The organism is Citrobacter portucalensis, from assembly GCF_023374935.1.
GTDB lineage: Bacteria > Pseudomonadota > Gammaproteobacteria > Enterobacterales > Enterobacteriaceae > Citrobacter > Citrobacter portucalensis.
This window is the reverse complement of sequence record NZ_CP092466.1, coordinates 4,854,530-4,874,851: the sequence shown is the minus strand read 5'-3', so window position 1 is coordinate 4,874,851 and position 20,322 is coordinate 4,854,530. Positions and strand designations below refer to the sequence as shown.

15 protein-coding genes are annotated in these 20,322 nt (G+C 53.0%); 8 read left to right on the top strand and 7 right to left on the bottom strand.

Annotated elements, in window-relative coordinates; genetic code table 11:
- Positions 1–37: 37 nt before the first annotated feature.
- Positions 38–415 (bottom strand): carboxymuconolactone decarboxylase family protein, encoded by a 378-nt coding sequence (locus LY264_RS23480; protein ID WP_048227742.1) that lies wholly within the window; start codon positions 413–415, stop codon positions 38–40.
- Between the two features lie 89 nt (positions 416–504).
- On the opposite strand from LY264_RS23480, the gene LY264_RS23475 reads away from it, so the two are divergent.
- The 3 genes from LY264_RS23475 to katG all read left to right on the top strand — a co-directional run bounded on the left by LY264_RS23475 (position 505) and on the right by katG (position 4,806).
- Entirely contained in the window at positions 505–1,413 is a 909-nt protein-coding gene (locus tag LY264_RS23475) for a LysR family transcriptional regulator (protein WP_048227743.1), read from the top strand.
- A gap of 157 nt (positions 1,414–1,570) precedes the next feature.
- A complete protein-coding gene (gene metF, locus LY264_RS23470; protein ID WP_008787045.1) occupies positions 1,571–2,458 on the top strand; it encodes a methylenetetrahydrofolate reductase in 888 nt (295 codons plus the stop codon).
- Positions 2,459–2,625: 167 nt separating this feature from the next.
- A complete protein-coding gene (gene katG / locus LY264_RS23465) occupies positions 2,626–4,806 on the top strand; it encodes a catalase/peroxidase HPI (protein ID WP_032945632.1) in 2,181 nt (726 codons plus the stop codon).
- Between the two features lie 86 nt (positions 4,807–4,892).
- Here katG and gldA read toward each other — a convergent pair whose 3' ends face one another.
- From gldA to ptsP, 3 genes are read right to left on the bottom strand one after another with little or no spacing between them, the layout of a single operon-like run.
- Complete coding sequence (gene gldA / locus LY264_RS23460; protein WP_006686227.1) at positions 4,893–5,996, bottom strand: bifunctional L-1,2-propanediol dehydrogenase/glycerol dehydrogenase; 1,104 nt, start codon at positions 5,994–5,996, stop codon at positions 4,893–4,895.
- 12 nt (positions 5,997–6,008) lie between these two features.
- Positions 6,009–6,671, bottom strand: coding sequence for a fructose-6-phosphate aldolase (gene fsa, locus LY264_RS23455; RefSeq protein ID WP_003825157.1), 663 nt, complete (start codon positions 6,669–6,671; stop codon positions 6,009–6,011).
- A 15-nt stretch (positions 6,672–6,686) separates the two neighbouring features.
- Complete coding sequence (gene ptsP / locus LY264_RS23450) at positions 6,687–9,188, bottom strand: phosphoenolpyruvate--protein phosphotransferase (protein ID WP_048227754.1); 2,502 nt, start codon at positions 9,186–9,188, stop codon at positions 6,687–6,689.
- Between the two features lie 308 nt (positions 9,189–9,496).
- On the opposite strand from ptsP, the gene LY264_RS23445 reads away from it, so the two are divergent.
- The 5 genes from LY264_RS23445 (at position 9,497) to LY264_RS23425 (ending at position 14,512) form a co-directional block, all read left to right on the top strand.
- Positions 9,497–10,576 carry a PTS fructose transporter subunit EIIC gene (locus tag LY264_RS23445; RefSeq protein WP_003825153.1) on the top strand — a complete coding sequence of 360 codons (1,080 nt, stop codon included), beginning with the start codon at positions 9,497–9,499 and terminating at the stop codon, positions 10,574–10,576.
- A 14-nt stretch (positions 10,577–10,590) separates the two neighbouring features.
- A complete protein-coding gene (locus LY264_RS23440; RefSeq protein WP_003825151.1) occupies positions 10,591–10,911 on the top strand; it encodes a PTS fructose-like transporter subunit IIB in 321 nt (106 codons plus the stop codon).
- 101 nt (positions 10,912–11,012) lie between these two features.
- Positions 11,013–13,310, top strand: coding sequence for a formate C-acetyltransferase (locus LY264_RS23435; RefSeq protein ID WP_008787050.1), 2,298 nt, complete (start codon positions 11,013–11,015; stop codon positions 13,308–13,310).
- A complete protein-coding gene (locus LY264_RS23430; RefSeq protein ID WP_048227744.1) occupies positions 13,276–14,154 on the top strand; it encodes a [formate-C-acetyltransferase]-activating enzyme in 879 nt (292 codons plus the stop codon). The genes LY264_RS23435 and LY264_RS23430 overlap by 35 nt, the downstream gene beginning before the upstream one ends.
- Position 14,155: 1 nt before the next feature.
- Complete coding sequence (locus LY264_RS23425; RefSeq protein WP_048215171.1) at positions 14,156–14,512, top strand: PTS fructose-like transporter subunit IIB; 357 nt, start codon at positions 14,156–14,158, stop codon at positions 14,510–14,512.
- Here the strand turns inward: LY264_RS23425 and LY264_RS23420 are convergent.
- From LY264_RS23420 to ppc, 3 genes are all read right to left on the bottom strand, one after another.
- Positions 14,499–15,359 (bottom strand): helix-turn-helix transcriptional regulator, encoded by an 861-nt coding sequence (locus LY264_RS23420; protein WP_048227745.1) that lies wholly within the window; start codon positions 15,357–15,359, stop codon positions 14,499–14,501. The two genes, LY264_RS23425 and LY264_RS23420, sit on opposite strands and share 14 nt — an antisense overlap.
- Positions 15,360–15,510: 151 nt before the next feature.
- Complete coding sequence (locus LY264_RS23415; RefSeq protein ID WP_048227746.1) at positions 15,511–17,244, bottom strand: phosphoethanolamine transferase CptA; 1,734 nt, start codon at positions 17,242–17,244, stop codon at positions 15,511–15,513.
- A 210-nt stretch (positions 17,245–17,454) separates the two neighbouring features.
- Entirely contained in the window at positions 17,455–20,106 is a 2,652-nt protein-coding gene (ppc, locus tag LY264_RS23410; protein ID WP_048227747.1) for a phosphoenolpyruvate carboxylase, read from the bottom strand.
- Between the last annotated feature and the right edge of the window lie 216 nt (positions 20,107–20,322).

The following is a 20,322-nucleotide window of genomic DNA, read 5'->3' as shown; positions in this document are numbered from 1 at the left end:
GAGGTCAGGCCAGCAGATATTCCGCTGGCCTGTTGTTTTAGCCTTTGTGGGAGGCAAACACCTCTTTTGCGGCGAACAAGCCGTTGAGTGCCGCGGGGAAGCCAGCATATACGGCCATCTGCATAATCACTTCAATGATCTCATCCTGCGTTAAACCCACGTGTAATGCCGCGCCAATATGCACTTTCAACTGCGGTGCGGCGTTACCCAGCGCAGTTAATGCCGCGACGGTAGCGATTTCTCTACTGCGTAAATCCAGCCCCGGCCTTGAATAGATGTCGCCAAAAGGAAATTCAATCAGGTATTGGGCGAAGTCTGGCGCAATATCCTGCAGACTTTCGACGACCGCATCGCCCCCTTTACCATCCACTTTTTGCAACATCTCCTGACCGGTAATAAAGCGTTCTGAAGGCATCATTCCTTCCTCTTTCGTGTGGTTTGTAGTGTGAGGATAGGGCGTGCGGAATGATTGGGATAATACCGTTTCCGTGATACCTTTTCGGTATGACAACATCGTCTTTGCACTCTCTGGACATTCGCCTGCTGCGTTACTTTTCCGTAGTAGCGGAAGAGAACAATATGAGCCGGGCGGCGCAGCGCTTGTTTATGTCGCAGCCGCCGCTGAGTCGCCACATTCGCCAGCTTGAAGAACGCCTGGGAGTGACGCTTTTTGTCCGTCATACCCGTGGGCTTACGCTGACGGAGGATGGTCTGCGCGTACTGGAAATAGTGCGTCCGCTATTGGCGCTACAGGATAAAACCTGGGCGGCGCTGGGTCAGTTAGCGAAAACGGGGGAGCAATCTCTGCGCTTAGGGCTAAGTACGGCGTTTGAGCAGGGTGTCTTTACGGCGCTTGAGTCCCGGCTTAATATGCGCGTACAGAAGCTACATATTGTTCGTCATGGTTCGCCTGAGCTGGTGCGGCAGGTTCGTCGGGGAAAACTGGATGCAGCGCTGGTGGCGTTACCGCTTGAGACTCCTGGGCTTACTGTTATGCAACTTGGCTGGCAAGAGCCGATGATTGCCGCATTACCCGCGATCTGGCCAGAGGCGAGCCTGCCGTCACTCTCATTAACGACGCTGAACCACCGGCCACTGTTCTGGTTTAAACGCGAACGGAACCCTGCCTTCTTTGATTACACTCGACACATTTTTCGTCGTGCGGGTTACTCGCCTGCCTGTATTGAAGAGCCGCTGGAACATGACGTGCTGCTGGCGCGGATCGCGCAGGGTGACGGCCTGAGCCTGATTCCGGCCTCCTTTTCCGCGATCCAACGTCAGGGCGTGATATTCCTTCCTCTTACCGATACCGAATTGCGTATTAGCATGGGGTTGCTGATGCTGCCTGAGAACGTAACAAAATTAGCATGGCTGCAGACGGTCGTGACGCAATCCCTCATCATTTCAGGCTGATGTGAATTTTTTTCACGTTGGCTGAGTATTCCTCACCTTTAACGATGATTTTTGTGTTGACGCCAGCATGCTTTTCCGTCATTTTTACATCTAGACGTCTAAACGTATAGCAGTTCACAACACAACATATAACGACAAAAGATTGATGAGGTAAGGTATGAGCTTTTTTCACGCCAACCAGCGGGAAGCGCTGAATCAGAGTCTGGCCGAAGTACAGGGGCAGATTAACGTTTCTTTCGAATTTTTCCCGCCGCGCACCAGTGAAATGGAGCAAACCCTGTGGAACTCTATCGATCGCCTGAGCAGCCTGAAGCCGAAGTTTGTTTCAGTCACCTACGGTGCAAACTCTGGTGAGCGCGACCGTACGCACAGCATTATTAAAGGCATTAAGGATCGCACTGGTCTTGAAGCAGCTCCGCACCTGACCTGTATTGATGCAACCCGCGATGAGCTGCGCACCATTGCTCAGGACTACTGGAATAACGGTATTCGTCATATTGTTGCTCTGCGCGGTGACTTGCCGCCGGGAAGCGGTAAACCGGATATGTATGCCTCTGACCTGGTGACTCTGCTGAAAGACGTTGCGGACTTTGATATCTCCGTTGCGGCTTACCCGGAAGTACACCCAGAAGCGAAGAGCGCTCAGGCCGATTTGCTGAACCTGAAGCGTAAGGTTGATGCCGGAGCAAACCGCGCCATTACTCAGTTCTTCTTCGATGTAGAAAGCTATCTGCGCTTTCGCGATCGCTGTGTGTCTGCGGGAATCGATGTGGAAATTATTCCGGGTATCCTGCCAGTCTCTAACTTTAAGCAGGCGAAAAAATTTGCCGATATGACCAATGTTCGTATCCCTTCCTGGATGTCGACCATGTTTGATGGTCTGGATGATGATGCGGAAACCCGCAAGCTGGTAGGTGCAAACATCGCTATGGACATGGTGAAAATCCTCAGTCGCGAAGGGGTGAAAGATTTTCACTTCTATACCCTTAACCGTGCCGAGATGAGCTACGCAATTTGTCACACGCTGGGAGTAAGACCAGCATAATTAGTGCCTCAGCCCTCTTCGGAGGGTTTTTTATTGATCATTTTGATCTACATCTCTGTAACTTTAAATATAAAAGGAATGAGCTATCGAATCTGTGGGTTTTTTCGACTATATCTTATCTCTGGTGGTGTATATCGTAGTCAGAACACTGTAAAGGGAGCATATAGATGAGCATGTCCGACGATAGCCAGAACGCATCAACTGCCGGTAAGTGTCCTTTTCATCAGGGCGGGCCGGATCACAGCGCGGGAGCAGGAACGAACAACCGCGACTGGTGGCCCAATCAACTCCGTGTAGATCTTTTAAACCAACATTCCAACCGTTCTAACCCGCTGGGTGAGGACTTCGACTACCGCAAAGAATTTAGCAAACTCGACTACTCTGCCCTGAAAGGGGATCTCAGAGCCCTTCTGTCCGAATCTCAACCGTGGTGGCCCGCTGACTGGGGAACCTATGCCGGATTATTTATCCGCATGGCATGGCACGGTGCAGGGACCTATCGCTCCATCGATGGACGCGGTGGCGCGGGTCGCGGACAGCAGCGTTTTGCACCACTGAACTCCTGGCCGGACAACGTCAGCCTGGATAAAGCGCGTCGTCTGCTGTGGCCAATCAAGCAGAAATATGGCCAGAAAATTTCCTGGGCCGACCTGTTTATCCTTGCGGGTAACGTGGCGCTGGAAAACTCAGGCTTCCGTACCTTCGGCTTTGGTGCCGGTCGTGAAGACGTCTGGGAACCGGATCTCGACGTAAACTGGGGTGATGAAAAAGCCTGGCTGACCCACCGTCATCCGGAAGAACTGGCAAAAGCGCCGCTGGGCGCAACCGAAATGGGCCTTATCTATGTGAACCCGGAAGGGCCGGACCATAGCGGCGAACCGCTCTCTGCGGCCGCGGCTATTCGCGCTACCTTCGGTAACATGGGTATGAACGACGAAGAAACCGTAGCGCTGATTGGCGGCGGTCATACGTTGGGTAAAACCCATGGTGCAGCACCGGCTTCGCATGTAGGCGCCGATCCAGAATCCGCACCAATTGAAGCGCAGGGCCTGGGCTGGGCCAGCAGCTACGGCAGCGGCGCGGGTGCAGACGCAATTACTTCCGGTCTGGAAGTGGTCTGGACGCAGACGCCGACCCAATGGAGCAACTATTTCTTCGAGAACCTGTTCAAATATGAATGGGTACAAACCCGCAGTCCGGCAGGTGCGATTCAATTTGAAGCGGTTGATGCGCCAGAAATTATCCCCGATCCGTTCGATCCGTCGAAAAAACGTAAGCCAACAATGTTGGTTACCGACCTGACGCTGCGTTTCGATCCTGAATTCGAGAAGATCTCCCGCCGTTTCCTGAACGATCCGCAGGCCTTCAACGAAGCGTTTGCCCGCGCATGGTTTAAGCTGACGCACCGTGATATGGGGCCAAAAGCGCGTTACATCGGACCGGAAGTGCCAAAAGAAGATCTGATTTGGCAAGACCCGCTGCCGCATGCGTTCTTTAACCCAAGCGAAGAAGATATCCTGAAACTGAAGGCGACCATTGCTGCTTCCGGGTTGTCCGTGGGCGAGCTGGTGTCAGTGGCGTGGGCTTCTGCATCAACGTTCCGCGGTGGGGATAAACGTGGCGGCGCTAACGGTGCGCGTCTGGCGCTGGACCCACAGCGTGGCTGGGATGTGAATGCTACCGCGGCACGCGTACTGCCTGTGCTGGAAGGCATTTATAAGTCAGCCCATACCGCTTCGTTAGCCGATATTATCGTGCTGGCCGGTGTTGTTGGTATAGAGCAGGCGGCTAGCGCTGCGGGTGTCAGCATTAAAGTACCTTTTGCGCCGGGCCGCGTGGATGCGCGTCAGGACCAAACGGATATTGAGATGTTTGAACTGCTTGAGCCGATCGCCGATGGCTTCCGTAACTACCGCTCCCGTCCTGACGTATCGACCACCGAGTCGTTGCTGATTGATAAAGCGCAGCAGCTGACGCTGACCGCACCGGAAATGACCGTGCTGGTGGGCGGTATGCGCGTACTGGGCACCAACTTCGACGGCAGCCAGCATGGCGTCTTTACCGATCGTCCTGGCGTGCTCAGCACTGACTTCTTCGTCAATCTGCTGGATATGCGCCATGAGTGGAAGGCGGTTGATGAGTCAAAAGAGCTGTTCGAAGGTCGTGACCGTCTGAGCGGTGAAGTAAAATACACGGCAACCCGCGCCGATCTGGTGTTCGGTTCTAACTCCGTACTGCGCGCAGTGGCTGAAGTTTATGCCTGCAGCGATGCTCACGAGAAGTTCGTGAGAGATTTCGTTGCCGCATGGGTGAAAGTGATGAACCTGGATCGTTTCGATCTGCTGTAACAGATAATGCCGGATGTCGCTTGTGCGTATCCGGCATAGTATGAATAAAAAAATCCCCGCGATTGCGGGGATTTTCTATTGGCAGGTTATTCCCACTCTTGCAGGTAACGTTGACCGTACTGGTCAGCCACCAGCAGGGCGGCATACACCTGGTCCGGAGTTGCGCCGCCAGGCATGTTGTGGATGGTTTCGCCTTCTGCACAGGCTGCCTCAGCCACAATGCGCATTTTCGCCGGGATATCCTGTTTGATGTCCAGTTGCGCCAGGGTAATCGGCAGGCCAACGGAATGACACAGCGCGGCAACGGTTTCAATTTCATCAACTGGCGCGTTTTCCAGCACCAACTGCGTCAGCGTACCGAAAGCCACTTTCTCGCCGTGGTAGTAGTGATGCGCATCCGGGATTGCGGTCAGACCGTTATGAATGGCGTGAGCAGCTGCCAGACCACCGCTTTCAAAACCGACACCGCTCAGATAGGTGTTGGCTTCAATAACGCGCTCCAGTGCTGGTGTAACCACGTGCTGCTCGGCTGCCAGCATCGCTTTTTCACCTTCTTCGATTAGCGTATTAAAGCACAGCTCTGCCAGCGCCAGCGCCGCCTGAGTACACTGACCGCCCGCCATGGTGGTTGCGCCGCTGCGTGAACAAGCACGTGCTTCGAACCAGGTTGCCAGCGCATCGCCAATACCCGCAGCTAACAGACGCGCCGGTGCGCCCGCGACAATTTTGGTATCCACAATGACCCTGTCCGGATTGTTGGGCAGCAGCAGATAGCGATCGAATTCACCGGCATCGGTGTAAATGACGGACAGCGCGCTGCACGGCGCATCGGTAGAGGCGATGGTTGGGGCAATGGCGACAGGCACGCCCATAAAGTGCGCCAGCGCTTTGGCGGTATCCAGCGTTTTACCGCCGCCAATACCAAGTACTGCGCCACACTGCGCTTTTTCCGCTACGCCGCGCAGACGGTCGATTTCGTTTTGTGAACATTCGCCGCCAAACGGTGCAATTTCCAGCGCCAGTCCGGCATCCTGAAAGCTTTTTTCCAGTGCGCTCTGAGCAAAGCCTAAGACAAACTTGTCCCCAACGACCAGCCAGCGTTCTGCCAGTGGTTTGAGGTAGCTGCCAAGACGGGTAATAACATCGGCACCCTGGATGTACTTACCAGGTGATTGAATAATGCGATCCATACTTTATTTCCCTCACAGGTTGATGTGACCAAATGCGTTGTTCCAGTCCTGCTCAAACTTCTCTATTGCTGACTCTACCGCAGGGGTATTGAGCATTTGTTGCGCTACGTCTAATGGCAGGGTGATAGCTTCACATCCTGCCAGTAAGCAATCCAGCGCCTGACGCGGGGTTTTAAAGCTGGCTGCCAGTACCATGCTGTTTGGCGCATGCAGCTCCAGTAACGTTTGCAGTTCCTGTACTGTGCGAATCCCGTCGCCGCCCTGTGCGTCGATACGGTTAACGTAAGGCGCGATATATTTAGCTCCTGCCAGCGCAGCCAGTAGCCCCTGAGAAGCACTGTAAACGGCGGTTCCCAGCGTGGTGATACCCTCTTTTTTCAGCATCTTAATCGCGGCCAGACCTTCGGATGTCACCGGGATTTTCACTACCAGACCAGGCACCGCGTTGCTCAGGCGTTTGGCTTCTTCCACCATGCCCTGTGCGTCTCGGCTCATGGTTTGGGCAAACAAAATCCCCTCTTCGCCGATGGCGTTTTGCAGGCGTGGCAGTACATCCCAGATGGATTCTTTGCTTGCCGCCACAATGCTTGGGTTGGTGGTAACACCCGCGATAGGGAAGATGCGTGCCAGACGTTCAACTTCCGCGACGTTGGCGGTATCAAGGTAAAGTTCCATACAAAAACATCCTCTTTAAAGTTCAAGTTCATGTTGCAACAGGCTGGCGATAGCATCGGCTGAGGCGGCACTAACCAGCGCGTTACGGAATTCTTCATGCATAATGCGGCGCGCCAGACGCGAGAAAATACGCATATGCTGATCGCCTGCGGCATGTTTGTTGAGCGTCAGCATAATAATGAACTGTGCATCATCATCACCCCAACGTACCGGCGCTTGCAGGCGCGCTACGCTGATGGTGGACTGCTCAATATGTTCGGATTTGCTGTGTGGAATGGCGAAGCTAAAACCTAATCCGGTAGAGAAGACGGCTTCGCGTGCCCACAGGTCTGCTTCCAGTTTACGTGGATAGCGGCAACGGCCTGCCAGCAGGAGGTTGTCGGTCATCCCTTTGATGACCTCTTCTTTACTGCGCCAGTCGCTATCCAGCGTGATGCACTCGGCGGTAACCAGCGGAGTATCCTGTTGGGTCATGCGGAACTGGGCCAGCAGATGTTCGACCTCCAGCGAAGTTCGACAAGCCATCGCTTGATTCAGCAACTGACGGCAGGCACGGCTGTCGAGTTGCGCCATCCGCGCTTTGGCGGCGGGAATGGAGGGAGCGCTCATACTGATCTCGTCCAGACCCAGTCCCACCAGCAATGGCAGCACCGAACCTTTGGCACCCAGTTCGCCGCACAGGCCAATCCATTTCCCCTGCCGATGTACTGCCTGCACGGCGTAATCCAGCGCGCGCAGGAAAGCCGGATTCAGGCTGTTGTAGTGGCGGGTAACTTTGGCGTTGTCGCGGTCGACCGCCAGCAGGTATTGCGTCAGGTCATTGCTACCAATACTAAAGAAATCAATCTCTTCACAGCATTGGTCAATGATGAACATCACAGACGGAACCTCCAGCATAATACCGAGCTGGATCTTCTCATCAAACGGAATGTGTTCACTTCGCAGTTGCTGCTTGGCTTCTGCCAGTTTCTCTTTGACCCACAGGATCTCTTCCATTGAGGAGATCATTGGGATCATGATTTTCAGGCTACCGTGCGCTGAGGCGCGCAGGATCGATCGCAGTTGCGTAGTAAACAACGTGGCATATTCTTCATAAATACGCACCGCGCGATAACCGAGAAATGGGTTGGTCTCAGCAGGAATATTCAGATAATCAACGGGTTTATCACCGCCGATATCCATGGTGCGTACAATAATGCTGCGTCCCTTTGCGGGTTCCAGCGCCTGGCAGAAAATGTTGTATAGCTCGTTCTCATCCGGGGCGCAGGTACGATCCATATACAGCATTTCCGTACGGAACAGGCCAACCGCTTCCGCACCGTTACTAAAAGCTGCTTGTGCTTCCACGGAGTGGGCGATGTTGGCGGCGACTTCCATACGGATGCCATCAGCCGTGCGTGCCTCCTGGGTCAGCCAGATACGTTGCTGTTCCCGAATGGCATCCTGGATACGGGCTTCTTGCTGATAATAACGTACGATGGATTCATCAGGGGCAACGACGACTGCTCCTGCGTTACCATCGATATAAACCGTTTGCTGTAGCCATGGCATCAAAGATTCAATATCTACGCCAACCAGCGTAGGGATGTTGAATGACCGGGCGAGAATCACCGTGTGTGACGTAGTACCACCGCTTTTTAACAGCAAGCCTTTCAGCAATGTTTTGTCCAGTTCGAGGAACTGGCTCGGTGTTAGCTCATCCGCCATGCAAACCGTAGGCTGGGTCAGTTTTCCCGGTGCAGGGAAGCGCTGTTCCCCATAAATTTGCTGCAGAAGCTGGAAGCAAACATCGCGTACATCCAGTGCACGCTCCTGTAAATAACTGCTACTTGAACGGGCGAATTCATCACAAAAATGTCCGGCACTTTCGACAACCGCCTGGGCGCAGCTTAACCCGCGTGATACGCCAGCGAGCAGGTGCTGGCGCAGTGAGAGGTCGCTTGCCAGCGAGCGGTGTGCTTCCAGAATCGCACTGGTAGCGCCGTCGCTGTCGAGTAATCGAAACTCAATATTTTTCATCAACAGCGTTAAACCGTTATCCAGTGCCGCTTGCTCGGTTTCAATATCTTGAGCGGATGGAAGGTTACTGAGCGCGTTAAGATCCAGCGAAGAAAGCAGACTCAGAACGCCTCCTGCGCTGCCGCTGCAGACGGTGCGAGCGCGGAAAAGCTGTGGATTTAAATGGGTGAGCGATGCCGGAAGTGGCTCCAGCTCGTTGTTTTTGGCTTCCGCTAGCGGTGCATCGCAGTGCGGAAATTCATTTCGTAACCATTGGCTCAGATGCTGGTGGGCTGCCTGTTCATCTGTACCGGAAATCAGCAACTGGCAGCTATCACCCGCCAGAGTATCGGTGCCAATCAGCGATAGTGCGCTCTTAGCGTTGCCCTTACGTTCGGTACGCAGGTTGTGCCACTCAATGTGTGAGGTAAAGGTGTTGCACTGCGTTTCTATGTGGCTTGCCGGGCGTGCATGTACGCCATTGGGTAGCTCACAGGTAAATTCCACAATCAGGGCCATAGCCTCATCTCCCATAACGATTTCTCGCTACAGGATAAAAGGGCAACGCCTGAGCCTGCCATGTGACAAATCTGCCAAAAACTGGATAAATGTAATGTAACTATCAAAGTGAGACATCCCTCACAAGTCAGCGTATCCACTATAAATTCCGAGAAACTGCAAGTTATGAGGCGGATCGCATTTTTGTACTGATATTACAAAAGTCCAGCAAATGGCCTTTTTATCCACTGTTTGCGTCGCGTCAGATTGCCTATTGTTTTCCGCAACAAGTTTATGGATATGGGCTTTAGGCAGCCCGGGAGCGACTTATGAAAGAGTTGGTACAAATCCTGAAAAATACTCGTCAGCACCTGATGACCGGTGTTTCGCATATGATCCCCTTCGTCGTAGCGGGTGGTATTTTGCTGGCTGTCTCCGTCATGCTGTATGGCAAAGGCGCGGTACCGGATGCTGCGACCGATCCTAATCTTAAAAAGCTGTTTGATATTGGCGTCGCCGGGTTGACTTTGATGGTGCCATTTCTTGCTGCTTATATCGGCTATTCCATCGCTGAACGTTCTGCTCTGGCCCCTTGTGCGATTGGCGCATGGGTGGGAAACAGCTTCGGTGCAGGTTTCTTTGGCGCATTAATTGCTGGGATTATTGGCGGTATCGTTGTCCATTATCTGAAGAAGATCCCCGTACATAAGGTGTTGCGTTCGGTAATGCCTATCTTCGTTATTCCCATCGTCGGCACTTTTATCACCGCAGGTATCATGATGTGGGGGCTGGGGGAGCCTGTTGGCGCGTTAACTACTAGCCTGACCGAGTGGCTGCAGGGTATGCAGCAGGGCAGCATTGTGCTGCTGGCGGTAATTATGGGACTGATGTTGGCCTTCGATATGGGAGGGCCAATTAACAAAGTTGCCTACGCCTTCATGCTGATTTGCGTGGCGCAGGGGGTTTATACCGTCGTGGCAATCGCCGCAGTAGGGATCTGCGTACCGCCGCTGGGTTTAGGTTTAGCGACGCTGATTGGTCGTAAGAATTTCTCTTCTGAAGAACGCGAAGCCGGTAAAGCTGCGCTGGTAATGGGCTGCGTTGGCGTAACGGAAGGCGCGATTCCGTTTGCTGCAGCCGATCCGCTGCGTGTCATTCCATCGATTATGGTGGGTTCCGCCTGTGGCACGGTAACCGCCGCCCTGTTTGGTGCGCAGTGTTATGCCGGCTGGGGCGGGCTGATTGTTCTGCCTGTAGTGGAAGGAAAACTGGGTTATATCGCGGCGGTTGCCGTTGGTGCTGTAGTGACCGCCGTGTGCGTTAACGTACTGAAAAGTCTGGCGCGGAAAAAAGTGTCTCAGGTCGATCAGAAAGAAGATGACCTGGATTTAGATTTTGAAATGAATTAAGTGAGGAATGAGTCATGACCAAGATTATCGCAGTAACCGCATGTCCTTCTGGCGTTGCCCACACCTATATGGCAGCCGAAGCGCTGGAAAGCGCCGCTAAAGCTAAAGGTTGGCAAGTAAAGGTTGAGACTCAGGGTTCGATCGGTCTGGAAAACGAACTGACCGCGGCGGATGTGGCGGAAGCCGACATGGTCATTCTGACCAAGGATATTGGTATCAAGTTTGAAGAGCGCTTTGCGGGCAAAACTATCGTTCGCGTCAACATCAGCGATGCAGTGAAACGTGCCGACGCCATCATGAACAAGATTGGCGCGCATCTGGCGCAAACCGCTTAACCGTTTGTTTGCCGGATGGCGGCTTCGCCTTATCCGGCCTACAGATGCGTAGGCCTGATAAGCGTAGCGCCATCAGGCAACTATTCCCGCAGGAGTTCCTCATGACGAACCGTATCCAACGTTTAAAAACCGCTCTGTTTCAGAACAACCGTGAAATTTCGCTTGAACGTGCGCTGTTATATACCGCCAGCCACCAGCAGACGGAGGGAGAGCCGGTTATTCTGCGTCGGGCGAAAGCCACCGCATATATTCTTGAGCACGTTGAGATTTCGATTCGTGATGAGGAACTGATTGCCGGAAACCGTACTGTTAAACCGCGTGCGGGCATTATGTCACCGGAAATGGATCCTTACTGGCTGCTTAAAGAGCTGGAGCAGTTTCCAACCCGTCCGCAGGACCGTTTTGACATCAGCGAAGAGGATAAACATCTCTATCGCGATGTGCTGTATCCGTACTGGGAAAAGCGGTCGATGAAAGATTTCATCAACGGTCAGATGACCGATGAGGTTAAAGCTGCCGTCAGTACCCAGATTTTTAGCATTAACCAGACTGACAAAGGTCAGGGACATATCATTATTGATTATCCACGCCTGTTGAATCATGGGCTTGGCGAACTGGTAGCGCAGATGCGAGCGCATTGTCTGCAGCAGCCGGAGAATCACTTTTATCAGGCTGCGCTGCTGCTGCTTGAGGCTTCGCAAAACCATATTCTGCGTTACGCTATGCTGGCAGAGAAGATGGCGGAAAGCTGCCCGGATGCGCAGCGACGCCAGGAATTACTGACGATTGCTGAAAACTCTCGGCATAACGCCCAAAGCAAGCCGCAAACCTTCTGGCAGGCATGTCAGCTGTTCTGGTACATGAACATTATTTTGCAATATGAATCCAACGCCAGTTCTCTTTCACTCGGACGCTTCGACCAGTATATGCTGCCGTTTTATCAGGCTTCGCTGACGCAGGGGGAAGACCCGGCATTCTTACAAGAGATCCTCGAATCCCTGTGGGTGAAATGTAATGACATCGTACTGCTGCGATCCACCAGCAGCGCGCGCTATTTCGCTGGCTTCCCAACAGGCTACACCGCGCTACTGGGGGGATTGACGGAGAATGGTCGTAGTGCGGTAAATGTATTGTCTTTCCTCTGTCTTGATGCGTATCAGAACGTACAGCTACCACAACCAAACCTCGGTGTGCGCACGAATGCGTTGATCGATACACCGTTCCTGATGAAAACAGCACAGACTATCCGTCTTGGTACCGGCATCCCGCAAATCTTTAACGATGAAGTGGTGGTGCCCGCGTTTCTTAATCGCGGTGTTTCGCTGGAAGATGCGCGGGATTACGCGGTAGTAGGCTGTGTCGAGCTGTCTATTCCAGGCAGAACATACGGTTTGCACGATATCGCTATGTTTAATCTGCTGAAAGTGATGGAAATTTGTCTGCATGAGAACGAAGGCAACCGCACTCTGACGTACGACGATCTCCTGGCGCATATTCGTGCCAAAATCAGCCACTACATCACGTTGATGGTGGAGGGCAGTAATATCTGCGATATCGGTCACCGCGACTGGGCGCCGGTGCCGCTGCTCTCCTCGTTTATTAGCGACTGTCTGGATAAAGGGTGCGATATTACCGACGGCGGTGCGCGTTATAACTTCTCCGGCGTACAGGGGATCGGTATTGCAAACCTGAGCGATTCGCTGCATGCGCTCAATGGGCTGGTATTCGAACAACAGCGCTTATCTTTTGATGAACTTTTGTCGGTGCTAAAAGATAACTTTGCTACCCCGGAAGGCGAGAAAGTTCGCGCCAGGCTGATCAATCGCTTCGAAAAATACGGCAACGATATCGATGATGTAGATAACATCAGCGCCGAACTGCTACGTCATTACTGCAAAGAGGTAGAGAAATACCAGAATCCGCGCGGCGGGCAATTTACGCCGGGTTCGTATACCGTCTCTGCGCACGTGCCGCTGGGTTCGGTCGTTGGGGCAACACCGGATGGCCGCTTCGCCGGGGAGCAACTGGCAGATGGGGGGCTGTCGCCGATGCTGGGACAGGATATGCAAGGACCGACGGCGGTATTGAAGTCGGTCAGCAAGCTGGATAACACACTGCTTTCCAATGGGACGTTGCTGAACGTGAAGTTTACGCCAGCCACACTGGAAGGTGAGGCCGGTTTACGCAAGCTGGCGGATTTTCTGCGGGCATTTACCCAGCTCAAACTCCAGCATATCCAGTTTAACGTGGTGAATGCCGACACATTGCGCGAAGCGCAGCAGCGCCCGCAGGATTTCACCGGGCTGGTGGTGCGCGTGGCGGGTTACAGCGCCTTCTTTGTCGAGTTGTCGAAGGAGATCCAGGATGACATTATTCGCCGCACCGCGCATCAACTGTGAGGTAATTGACCCACGAGGCGAGGAAGTCGCGCGTATATTCAACATTCAGCGTTACTCACTGAATGATGGGCAGGGTATTCGTACGGTCGTCTTTTTTAAAGGCTGTCCGCATACCTGCCCTTGGTGTGCTAACCCGGAATCACTCTCGCCACGTATTGAAACGGTACGGCGGGAGAGTAAATGTCTGCACTGTACACCCTGTCTGCGTGATGCCGACGAGTGTCCCTCTGGGGCATTTGAACGTATTGGTCGTGATATCACGTTGGACGATCTGGAACGTGAAGTGATGAAAGATGATATTTTCTTTCGCTCTTCTGGTGGGGGGGTAACGCTTTCCGGCGGTGAAGTGCTGATGCAAGCGCCCTTTGCCACACGGTTCCTGCAACGTCTGCGGCGCTGGGATGTGCGCTGTGCAATTGAAACGGCTGGCGATGCGCCGGCCGGTCGCTTGTTATCGCTGGCAAAAGAGTGTGATGAGGTGTTGTTCGACCTCAAAATAATGGATGGAGATCTGGCTCGTGAGGTCATCAACATGAACCTACCGCGTGTACTGGCGAATTTACGGCTATTGGTGGAGGAAGGGGTTAATGTCATACCTCGCCTGCCGCTGATTCCGGGCTTTACGATGAATTCAGATAACACGCGTCATGTGTTGACGATGTTGTCATCACTAGGCATAAAACAGGTACACCTGCTACCGTTTCATCAATATGGCGAGCCCAAATACAGCCTGCTCGGTTTGCCCTGGTTGATGAAAGAAGTGCCCGTACCGACGGCGCAAGAGGTGGATATTATACATAAGATGGCAGAATGCGCCGGATTTCAGGTAACAGTAGGAGGATAGTATGACCATCGCACCTGTACGATATCTGGTTGCTGTCACCGCGTGCGTAAGTGGCGTGGCCCATACCTATATGGCAGCTGAGCGGCTGGAGAAACTCTGCCAGCAGGAAAAATGGAGCATCAAGATCGAAACTCAAGGGGCATTGGGAACCGAAAATCGCCTGATGGAAGAGGATATTAACCGCGCTGATGTGGTGTTGCTCATTACTGATATTGAACTGGCAGGAGCAGAGCGTTTTACGCAGAGCCGATACGTTCAGTCGGGCATTAGCGCATTTCTGCGTGAGCCGCAGCGGGTGATGAGCGCCGTACGAAAGCTGCTTTCAGCGCCACAGCACACACATCTTACTCTGGATTAGCTTCTTTCTCCGTCAATTGGCTGTGGTACTGCCGACGGTATTCTGATGGTGAACGTTCGGTATTTTTGCGAAACAGGCGGCAGAAGTAGTTGCTGTCAACAAACCCACAAATGTGCGCCACCTCTTTAATCTTCAATTCGTAACCCTTCAACAGCGTTTTTGCGTGCTCCAGTCGCGTGTGGTTCAGGTATTCGTTAAAACCGATAGCACCCGTTTTTTGAAAAAGGTGGGAAAGATAATTGGGTGAGATGTAGAACGCCTGCGCGACGGATTCTCGGGTGAGCGGTGAAGCGTAGCGTTCGTCAATATAGTTGCGAATGGCTTCGAAAAGCGCCTGGCTGCGTGATGCGGTTTGGATCTGGCTGCCGAGCAGATCGCGGCAGTGGCTCAGTAAGCTTGCAACGATTAGCCTGGCGGTTTGCTGCTCCTGCGGCTGCATCTGCATTTCATTGAGCGTTTGCAGCAGGAATGAGCCAACACGCGGTCCACGCCGCGCAACGTGCTGGCGGGTAAGGTTTTGATATTGCTTACCGTCCCACTGAACGATGCTAAAACCCAGTTGCTGTTTGCCAAATAAGATACTGAGCGTGGTCACCGGTGTGAGCCACTGTGGAAAGTTCCAGCCACCAGCCGGAACGAACAAGGCATCGCAAGGCTGTAACGTCGCGGATGTGCCAGCAACACCGTTATCGGTGAATTCACCTTCCAGCACAATCTCCAGTCGGGGAAAATCGACCTGATACGCCAGTTCCGGCGTTGAGCTACTGGTGCTGGCAAAGTAAATCTGCCGCAGCGGTGTGGGGCCGTTGATCAGGCGAGAGAGCAGGTGGCTGATGTCGTGATACATGTTAATCCCTTGCAGGCAGCAGACAGGGAAACAGTAACGTTGAAAACAATCGCCCTCAAGTGATTATTGCCGGATGGCGGCTAATGCCTTATCCGGCCTACAAGTCTTTGCGAGCTGTAGGCCGGATAAGCGTAGCGCATCCGGTAGACTGTTACTGATTACCGATTTGATCGCCGTAAGGCAGGGTATCGTAATCAATCAGGGCATTCTTTTTGTACGGGTTGCCAATCCAGCGGGTCGTCTCTTTGAACTGCGGGCTGGTAATGGCACGAGTTGGATCGAAACCATCATAGGTGAAGCCCGCTAAATCAGACCAGGTGTGGATAAGCTCTGAGCTGCTGTATTTACGATTCACATCCTGTGAGAAGTCACGCGGGTGTGCGGCCTGCCATTTTTCCGAGGTCCACAGCAGGAACGGCACCGTATACATATGGCGCGTTGGGTTGTCTTCATTACGACCCTGCGTTTTATGCGGCGGCGTATCGTATACCTCTTCCCCATGATCGGAGAAGTACAGCAGGAAGCCGTTCGGATCGGTCGCTTTATAGTCTTTGATCAGACTGGCAATGATATGGTCATTGTAGACATTCGCGCTGTCGTAATCGTTGTAAGCTTCCAGCTCATCGTTACTCAGGCCAGCGGGCACATTGTCGATATTATTGTCGAACTTACCCTGACCATCCGGGTAACGGAATTTGTACTTAATATGCGTACCCAGCAGGTGAACGATGATGAACTTTTTCGGTGCCGGGTCAGCCAGTACTTCTTTAAATGGCGCCAGCACGTTGCTGTCATATTCGCGCGCACTTTGGGTACGCTGCTGGTTCATATAGAACTGTTTATCCGTCTGCTTAGAGAACACCGTCAGCATGGTGTTGCGGGCGGTCATCGTCTGCTGATTGGTGATCCAGAAGGTTTTATAACCTGCCTGTTTCATCATGTTCATCAGGGACGGCTGAGTCAGATACAGGTCCGGGCTCTTCTCGTTGGCGAAAGTCAGCGCCTGCTGCAGGATTTCAATGGTGTACGGACGTGAGGTCACGACATTATTGAACACGGTGAAGTTAGGATCGGATTTATGCAACGCATCCAGTTCTGGCGTCGTTTCGCGCGGGTAACCATACAGGCTCATGCGGCCACGCTGCGTTGACTCGCCAATCACCAGCACCAGCGTACGTGGAGCATCGCCGGAGCTATCTTTGAAGTTGGCCAGCGGCGGCAGGGCATTGTTCTCATTCAGCAGGCTATTCAGCGAGGTCAACTGCTGACGATACTGATAATACCCGGAGATGAACTGCCACGGCGCCGCAGGCTCCATACGAGAGGCGAGACCATCCAACGTTTTTTCAAACGGTTTATGTTTGATGAACGTATTAACCGCCATTGGGTGCAGAATCAAACCGTATAACAGCGCAAATGAAACCAGATAACGCCAGGGCGATGGAATATGCACTGGGCGCAAACGCGTCCATAACAGAATAGCCACAGCCGTATAGGCCAGGGCGATAAGAACAATTTTCAGGCTGAAATATTGGCTCAGATATTCGCTGGCTTCGTTCGCATTGGTTTCAAACATTACGTACAGAACGCTTTGCGAAAACTCTTGCCCGTAGATGACGTAATAGCTCAGCGCAGCCAGCGAGGCCGCCCATAACACCACGCCAATGACGGCAGCAATAATGCGGATACGGTTTGGAAATAAGAATACCGGAATCAACCACAGCGAACTGAACAGCAAGGAGTCGCGTAAACCGGTAGATCCGCTGTAGCCACTAAAATAGATAACGGCCTGCAGTAATGAGGAAAAAAACCAAAAATAGAGGAGCGCCCAACCCAGGGCTTTCCAGCTAAATACGGGTTTAGACTGGAGTTGTAAGGATTGCATAATGTGAGCCTGTCTTTAATCGTAGCGCCAAGAGTAGCGACCAAATATTAAGAGGAACTTAAGCGTCGTGATGTAAAAAAACGCGTTTTGTTGATGATTCATTCATTAAGAGAATGAATTAAGGCGGGAATATATTGAAAATGAAACCGTTATGACAGCGATTTTTGATGTCGCCTTCGTACAATAGCACGAAGGCGACGGGAGGCGACGTTAGCCTGTATTACGCATGCCGGCTGCGACACCAGCGATGGTCACCATCAATGCTTGTTCCACGCGTGGGTCCGGTGCATTGCCCTGTTCTTCTGCCTGTCGTGAGCGGTGTAACAGCTCTGCCTGTAAGACATTCAGTGGGTCAGTATAAACATTCCTTAACTGAATGGACTCGGCAATCCACGGCAGGTCGGCCATCAAATGTGAGTCGTTGGCAATCGCCAGTACGACATCGATATCTGCTGCCAGGCGTTGGCGTAGCTCTTCACCCAGCGGCCACAGTTCTTTTTTGACCAGGCGCTGATCGTAATACTCTGCCAGCCACAGGTCTGCTTTCGCGAAAACCATTTCCAGCATACCAAGGCGTGTGGAGAAGAATGGCCAGTCGCGGCACATGGCTTCAAGTTCGCTTTGCTTGCCGTCTTCGACCACTTTTTGCAGCGCGGTACCTGCACCCAGCCAGGCCGGGAGCATCAGGCGGTTCTGCGTCCAGGCGAAGATCCACGGAATGGCGCGCAGAGACTCTACCCCGCCGGTCGGACGGCGTTTTGCCGGACGTGAACCGAGCGGGAGTTTACCCAGTTCCTGCTCAGGTGTTGCCGAGCGGAAATAAGGGACGAAGTCTTTGTTTTCACGCACATATCCACGATAGAGCTCGCAGGAAATATCGGAAAGCTCATCCATGATATGACGCCAGCTATCTTTCGGTTCTGGCGGTGGTAACAGGTTGGCCTCCAGAATTGCTCCGGTGTACAGCGACAGGCTGCTGATGGTCACTTCCGGCAGGCCGTATTTAAAGCGGATCATCTCCCCTTGTTCTGTCACGCGCAGCCCGCCTTTCAGGCTGCCCGGCGGTTGAGAGAGTAGCGCCGCATGTGCAGGCGCGCCGCCGCGACCAATGGAACCACCGCGACCGTGGAAAAGCGTCAGTTCGATACCGGCTTTTTCGCAGGTTTTGATTAGCGCGTCCTGAGCCTGGTATTGCGCCCAGGAGGCCGCCATCACGCCCGCGTCTTTTGCAGAATCAGAGTAGCCAATCATGACCATCTGTTTGCCCTGAATAAAGCCGCGGTACCAGTCGATATTTAAAAGTTGAGACATGACGTCATCGGCATTGTTGAGGTCGTCCAGCGTTTCAAATAGCGGAGCGACCGGCATAGCAAAACCAATTCCGGCTTCTTTCAGCAGCAGATGCACGGCCAGCACATCCGACGGAGTTTTCGCCATCGAGATAACATAGGCGGCAATGGAGCCATATGGGGCTTCGGCAATGACCCGACAGGTGTCGAGCACTTCGCGGGTGTCGTTGCTCGGTTCCCAGTTACGCGGCAGGAGCGGACGCTTGGAATTCAGTTCGCGGATCAGGAAAGCCTGTTTATCCGCTTCCGACCAGTTTTCGTAGTCGCCAATGCCCAGATAACGGGTCAGTTCGCCCAGGGCTTCAGTATGACGGGTGCTTTCCTGGCGAATATCAATACGCACCAGCGGCACACCGAAACACTTCACGCGCCTAAGGGTGTCGAGCAATTCGCCATTGGCGATAATGCCCATGCCACAGGCCTGCAGAGACTGGTAGCACGCGTATAGCGGGTCCCAGAGCTGTTCGTTTTGGGTGAGAAGTCCCGCAGGTTTCGGCAATTTCTCGCCTTTCAGACGGGCTTCAAGCCAGGCCTGGGTTGCCATCAGACGAGAACGCAGGGTTTTCATCAGATAGCGATAAGGTTCAGCTGCACCTTCTTCGCCTACCAGCGCCATCAGCTCCGGCGTGGCATCCACCATCGACAGCTCAGAAATCAGAAACTGGATGTCTTTCAGGAACAGGTCTGTCGCTTTCCAGCGGCTGAGCAGCAGCACGTGACGGGTGATATCTGCCGTTACGTTCGGGTTACCATCACGGTCACCGCCCATCCAGGAAGTAAATCGAACCGGGACAAAATCAACCGGCAGCTTATAACCCAGATGCTCTTCCAGTTGTTCATTCAGCTCACGCAGGTAGTTCGGTACACCTTCCCACAGGCTGTTTTCAACTACCGCGAAACCCCATTTAGCTTCATCAACCGGGCTTGGGCGCAGCTTGCGGATCTCATCCGTATGCCAGGACTGGGCAATGAGCTGACGCAGACGGCGCATCAGTTGGTTGCGTTCATAATCGACGAGGTCTTTGTTATCAAGCTGCTTGAGGCAGGCGTTCACTTCACCCATTTTATGGATCAGCGTACGACGAGTGATCTCGGTCGGGTGGGCGGTGAGTACCAGCTCCAGAGAGAGTGATTCTACGGCTTTCTTGATGGTGGCGTCATTGAGGTTGGGCTGCTCTTTCAGTTTACGCAGAGTGCGAGCAATCACTTCTGGGTTGCTGGCTGCTTCGCCTTTTGGCGAAATGCTGTGGTATTGCTCGGCGGTGTTGGCCAGGTTCAGGAACTGGCTAAATGCGCGGGCAACCGGCAGCAGCTCGTCGTTAGACAGATTTTGCAGTGTGGTGAGCAATTCCTGGCGATTAACTTCATTGCCAGCGCGAGATGATTTGGACAGCTTACGAATTGTTTCTACGCGATCAAGAATGTTCTCTCCCAGCGCATCCTTGATGGTCTCTCCCAGCACTTTGCCGAGCATACTGACATTACTACGCAACGCGGAATATTGTTCGTTCATATTAACCCAGACACCCCATCTATTTTGAATATGTCCTGTATCTTTCACGCCTGACTATCACGCGAAATCTTGCGGACTTAACTTTTTAGCCGTCTTTTATAAAGCCACGTAAAACACGTGACGTCAATTGCTGCGAAATCGGTTCAGCAAACGAATAAATGCCGTGAATTTACGTTATTTAATTCACATCCAATCAAATAAGCGTTGCTTATGGGA

What these genes read in the sequence shown, in the direction of transcription:
- LY264_RS23435 (WP_008787050.1), top strand. Translation starts at nt 11,013, where the DNA reads ATGACGAACCGTATCCAACGTTTAAAAACCGCTCTGTTTCAGAACAAC.
- LY264_RS23480 (WP_048227742.1), bottom strand. Translation starts at nt 415, where the DNA reads ATGCCTTCAGAACGCTTTATTACCGGTCAGGAGATGTTGCAAAAAGTG.
- LY264_RS23445 (WP_003825153.1), top strand. Translation starts at nt 9,497, where the DNA reads ATGAAAGAGTTGGTACAAATCCTGAAAAATACTCGTCAGCACCTGATG.
- metF (WP_008787045.1), top strand. Translation starts at nt 1,571, where the DNA reads ATGAGCTTTTTTCACGCCAACCAGCGGGAAGCGCTGAATCAGAGTCTG.
- ppc (WP_048227747.1), bottom strand. Translation starts at nt 20,106, where the DNA reads ATGAACGAACAATATTCCGCGTTGCGTAGTAATGTCAGTATGCTCGGC.
- katG (WP_032945632.1), top strand. Translation starts at nt 2,626, where the DNA reads ATGAGCATGTCCGACGATAGCCAGAACGCATCAACTGCCGGTAAGTGT.
- LY264_RS23420 (WP_048227745.1), bottom strand. Translation starts at nt 15,359, where the DNA reads ATGTATCACGACATCAGCCACCTGCTCTCTCGCCTGATCAACGGCCCC.
- LY264_RS23430 (WP_048227744.1), top strand. Translation starts at nt 13,276, where the DNA reads ATGACATTATTCGCCGCACCGCGCATCAACTGTGAGGTAATTGACCCA.
- gldA (WP_006686227.1), bottom strand. Translation starts at nt 5,996, where the DNA reads ATGGATCGCATTATTCAATCACCTGGTAAGTACATCCAGGGTGCCGAT.
- ptsP (WP_048227754.1), bottom strand. Translation starts at nt 9,188, where the DNA reads ATGGCCCTGATTGTGGAATTTACCTGTGAGCTACCCAATGGCGTACAT.
- LY264_RS23440 (WP_003825151.1), top strand. Translation starts at nt 10,591, where the DNA reads ATGACCAAGATTATCGCAGTAACCGCATGTCCTTCTGGCGTTGCCCAC.
- fsa (WP_003825157.1), bottom strand. Translation starts at nt 6,671, where the DNA reads ATGGAACTTTACCTTGATACCGCCAACGTCGCGGAAGTTGAACGTCTG.
- LY264_RS23475 (WP_048227743.1), top strand. Translation starts at nt 505, where the DNA reads ATGACAACATCGTCTTTGCACTCTCTGGACATTCGCCTGCTGCGTTAC.
- LY264_RS23415 (WP_048227746.1), bottom strand. Translation starts at nt 17,244, where the DNA reads ATGCAATCCTTACAACTCCAGTCTAAACCCGTATTTAGCTGGAAAGCC.
- LY264_RS23425 (WP_048215171.1), top strand. Translation starts at nt 14,156, where the DNA reads ATGACCATCGCACCTGTACGATATCTGGTTGCTGTCACCGCGTGCGTA.